Below are 4620 nucleotides of genomic sequence, written 5' to 3'. Positions count from 1 at the left end.
GGAAGCTAGCCGCAGGTTGCTCAAAACACTGTTTTGAGGTTGTGGATAGAACTGACGAAGTCAGTAACAAATATACGGCAAGGCGACGCTGACGTGGTTTGAAGAGATTTTCGAAGAGTATTAGCTAAAAACTAAAAATAGATAGTTTAAAATAGATACCAGTACCAGCACTCCATTATTTAGCAAATGAACAGCTATAGAATCAAGAATGTTCCCTCTACGAGCATAGGCTAAGTAAAATATCACTCCCAGTAAAAAATAAGTTACAAACTCTATCGGATAAAACATATGCAGATAGCCAAAAATCGCAGAACTTATTAGCAATTTCAACCACTTTTGATCTTCTTTAAAAAAATAGTGGCTGAAGAATCCTCTAAATACTAATTCTTCCATGATTGGAGCAAATATACCAATTGCAAAATGAAAGGCGATGAAAAACAGAGGAAAAACTCGAGTGACCTGCTCACTTGTGGCCAGCAAGACAGCATCGTTAGCGGATGTTGGATTTCCAGTAACTACTTGGATCAGGAGGGTACCTACAATCGCTACTAGTCGAGTAGCCACATAAAATAAAAGGGCTATTCCAAAATCCTTCCAGGTAAACTTGAAAGCCTTCTGCTGATTCTGAATTTTCTTTTTATATTGTCGCCAAACAGCAACTAGCAAGAAAGTAGCCAGTACTAAATACCCAATACTAGTCGTCCACTTTAAGGACAGAGAACTAGAGTCTTCGAGAGCCAACATTCTCATGGGAAATGTATTTACATTTATAATCAGTAAGATCATTCCTACAAATTTTAAACTATTTTTCAACTTTTGCAAACCACTACCTCTTCTTTCCTGAACTCCAGCATCTCTAGTTACTAACGATGCTCATCTGTGTTTTCTTTCCTCTTTATAGATTTCTACTCCCTTAATCAAGGATAGTAAGACAAGGATAACCCCAATATCTAAATTGATCAAACTACCTCCATCAGCGAATAAATACAAACCCAAGCAGGCTTGCGCTAAGGGATAGGCATATTTATTAAATTTCATAGATACTCCCCAAAGCTTTCTACAAATAAATGAATAGAATAACTTCTTAGTCTTGCTCACAAGAGAACATCAAATTTCAGATGTACTTTTCTCTACTATCTACCTCTAAAACCAATCTAATAATACTCTTCTGATTAACTTGTAAGATCGGTTTTATTCTTTTAGGGTTGAACCAGACCACTGAATTACTAAATCATGTTTAGGAACAATCATAGTTTAGCATTTATTTCTAGGAAAAGATTGCTCTTTCTTAAATTGTCATCAAAACATCCTAAATGGTAGAAATTGGCTCGCGACTTAACCAAATCGTAAGTTCTTCGTCCCAAGTTAAAAATAAACTGGTCAAAGAACTTCAGTGACCATCAGCTTCCTCACTTTAAGAAAAAGCGAACAAGACCAGCTTCTGTTTATCAGAAAACTAGTTTTGTCCGCTTTTTATATTCGAGATTAGTCTCTTGATCCAATCTCTATGACTTAGATGCTTTTACATCATCTTATTCGTCGTCTTTTTTCTTTCCCATAGCAAAGAGACCAAGAAGTGCACCTACAACACCAACGGCTGCAAGGCCAGCATTTTCTTTAGTACCTGTTTCTGGGAGCTTGTATGGATGACTTGCAGGTGCTTGGTAGGTCTTATCTTGTGACATAGCAAGAGCTACAAGAGACTGCTCATCTGTGTATGCTGGAGTTTCACGTGTAGTTGGGGCTGAACCATTCACACTTCCAGTAAATTCTGGAACTTCGTGAGTAGTTCCTTCTGATCCATTTACGTGACCAGTGAACTCTGGGACTTCATGAACAGCTGCTTCGACACCATTCACCCCACCTGTGAATTCTGGAACTTCGTGGACAGCTGCTTCTGCTCCATTTACACCACCTGTGAATTCTGGGACTTCTACTACTGGTGCTGGAAGCTTGTCTGCTTCTGCCGTAGCTTCAGTATACTCTGGTACTTCATGGATAGCTACTTCGACACCATTTACGCCGCCTGTGAATTCTGGGACTTCTACTACTGGTGCTGCTTCATCACCTACTGTACCAATAGCTTCAGTGTATTCTGGAACTTCATGAACAGCTGCTTCAACACCATTTACGCCACCAGTAAATTCTGGGACTTCTACTACCGGTGCTGGTTCGTCACCCTTACTTGTAGTTAAAACTGGTTTCTCTGGTTCTTCTGGAAGCTCTTGGTGGAAGGTCGTCATTTCGTAAAACTCAGGTTTACCACCTTCCCAAACAAGTTTGACATCTAACAATGGCGCTTTTTCTCTCACTGCAAATGTTTGGAAGCTTGAGGTAATTGCTCCTAGATCTGTCCAAGCTCCGTCTCTATCTGCTTTCAAAGTGCGAGCAAGCACACGTGCAGTAACTCCTTGAGGAATACTTGAAACAAGGCGAATATGGTTAGCGTCTGTTGGTTCTGACAAGTGGTAAACAAGCTCACCTTGTTCTTTCTCAGCCTTGTAGCTTGTTAAGACTTTACCATCTACGAGGTTCGTGTAAAGGTTGCCTTGGCTTTCACCGCTGTTTCCTTGAACAGTAGGGTCATTGATTGGTTTTACGAATTCGCCATCATTGATCACCAACTCAGTGAAGCCTACAAAACGAGCATCATAGTCTGCTGTAAATAGAACACGGAGATAGTTGGCTTTAACTGGGCTTGAAAGTTCACCCTCGATATAGCGGTTTCCTGGCATCTTAGAATCATGTGTCCACCCATCTGTCAAGGAATCATCACGTGTTTCATTAGCAAGGCCGTCACCAACTGTCACAACATCGGTCCAAGTCTTGCCATCTTGACTGACTTGAATCTTACCATCACGAAGATAGTTTTGAGTGCCGTCTTGGATATAAGCTCTAATCTTCTTGATGTCACGTTCGCTACCAAGTTTCAAGGTGATATGACCGTCTTTACGAGCATAGTCTGAAAACTCTACAAAGTTATTGTAAACACCATCGAATAATTGATCCAAGTTCTTGATCTTACGAACGTCATTTCGACCGTATGTTGGGTGGATTCCCATTGATGTAGAATCAAGTGTTGTTGGTTGAACTTCTTTTGTCTGAACGAGTAGTGATGTCGCTGCCACTGCTTGTTCTTGGTCAGTCTTATTAATCAAACGAACATAACGTACCAAGGACTTATCTGTCACTTGATCAGCTGGATACCATTCTTGGGCATTTGGAGAGTATTCCAAGTTGAGGGATGGATTTTCTGTACCAAGTGCTTGAATGCTTTCAGCTTGGTGCAGACGATCAAGTTTCATACCCAAGTAGCTATTAGCTGGAAGCTTAGTTCCGCTTGGAATTTGAAGGTCATAACGGCCTAGGCTGTCATAAACTGGAGTTGACTTCAAGCTTTCAACGTTTGTATCCGTCAATTCGCTATTGCCTGCACGTGTTTCAACTGAGAAGTCAGCGATACGCCACCATAAGTTGATGTTCTTAGTATTGCGAACACGAACGTAGCGAGCTGAAATTGGAGTTTCGATTTCTTTTGTTTGTTCACCAGTCAAGCGATCCAATTCTTGCCATGAGCTACCATCTGCAGAATATTCAAGAACACCTTCTGCCAATTTATCTCCTGATCCTTGAACCAGACGAACCTTGGTCACAGGTTTGACTTCACCCAGGTCAAGTTGTACCCAACCATTGACTGGAGTTGTGTCTGTTCTATCAGCATTTGCAAGCATGGCTTCAGTATTATCACGTCCATCTGTAATCTGTCCAACTGTTGTGTTGTACTTGTACATAAGATTTGGACTGATAGTCACAGTAGCTGACTGTTTAGCACGAGTAACTTCTACAGGGCGGTTAACAGCAATTTCTCTTACCGCAAACCAAGTGTTTCCACGATCTGAAGTCGCAATCATGCGAACAGCTTTAGCGTTGATGTTGAGGTTTTCAAATTTAAGCAGAGGCTCATTACCAGTGTAGCTTGGTTCTGAAAGGGTTACCCACTCATCATTTTCATTGAGATACTCAACCTTAGCGTTGTTGAAGGTATCACGAGGATTTGCTTGAGTTCCCATTGCAAAGGTCAAGTTTTGAACTGAAACAGCCTTATTAAATTTCAAGCCAATGTAGTCACCAGTTTGAATGCTATTTGGTGACTTGATAAGGGCATGTGTTCCTAAATCTCCGTCAGTCACTTCAGCAAGTCCACCTTCGACACCTGTACGGTTTGTGATAAAGGTACTAATGACTTGGTCAGGATGCAAGGCTTTTTGAACTTCTGTTGCAAGGATTTCACGAAGGCCAAGCAAGAATGGACGGATATGTTGAACACCCAACTCAGCTCTTTCATCATGGTCTACATAGTGGAAGGTATAAGTTTGTGATTGTTCGTAGAGTTTCAAGCCCTTATAGTAGCTATCCCAAAGTTTTGCAGAATCGTTCTTTTCGATAGCTTCTGTACCATCAAGAAGAGCACTCAAGGCGTCCATTTGGTCAATGGTATTATCCAACCAATAGTGGATTTGAGCACGCATCTTTTCATCACCAGATGCTTTATAAAGTTGAGCTGCTGCTTTTAGTTTAGCAAATTCTGCACGCAAACCTTCACGCTCTGCACCAACATCT

3 protein-coding genes are annotated in these 4620 nt (G+C 41.0%); all 3 read right to left on the bottom strand.

The genetic code is table 11. From position 1 onward, the window contains the following. Positions 1-120: 120 nt before the first annotated feature. Entirely contained in the window at positions 121-822 is a 702-nt protein-coding gene (locus tag SINDD18_RS01990) for a CPBP family intramembrane glutamic endopeptidase (protein ID WP_065203262.1), read from the bottom strand. Positions 823-873: 51 nt separating this feature from the next. Beyond that, complete coding sequence (locus tag SINDD18_RS10940; RefSeq protein ID WP_193750817.1) at positions 874-1038, bottom strand: hypothetical protein; 165 nt, start codon at positions 1036-1038, stop codon at positions 874-876. A 494-nt stretch (positions 1039-1532) separates the two neighbouring features. Further along, positions 1533-4620, bottom strand: a 3088-nt coding sequence (locus SINDD18_RS11170; protein ID WP_241497306.1) for an SIALI-17 repeat-containing surface protein, incomplete at its 5' end; no start/stop codon positions are given.

It is taken from the genome of Streptococcus infantis (assembly GCF_001579645.1).
Lineage (GTDB): Bacteria > Bacillota > Bacilli > Lactobacillales > Streptococcaceae > Streptococcus > Streptococcus infantis_E.
Note: the sequence above shows the minus strand (reverse complement) of the source record. Positions and strands in the feature narration are given on the sequence as shown.

What these genes read in the sequence shown, in the direction of transcription:
- SINDD18_RS10940 (WP_193750817.1), bottom strand. Translation starts at nt 1,038, where the DNA reads ATGAAATTTAATAAATATGCCTATCCCTTAGCGCAAGCCTGCTTGGGT.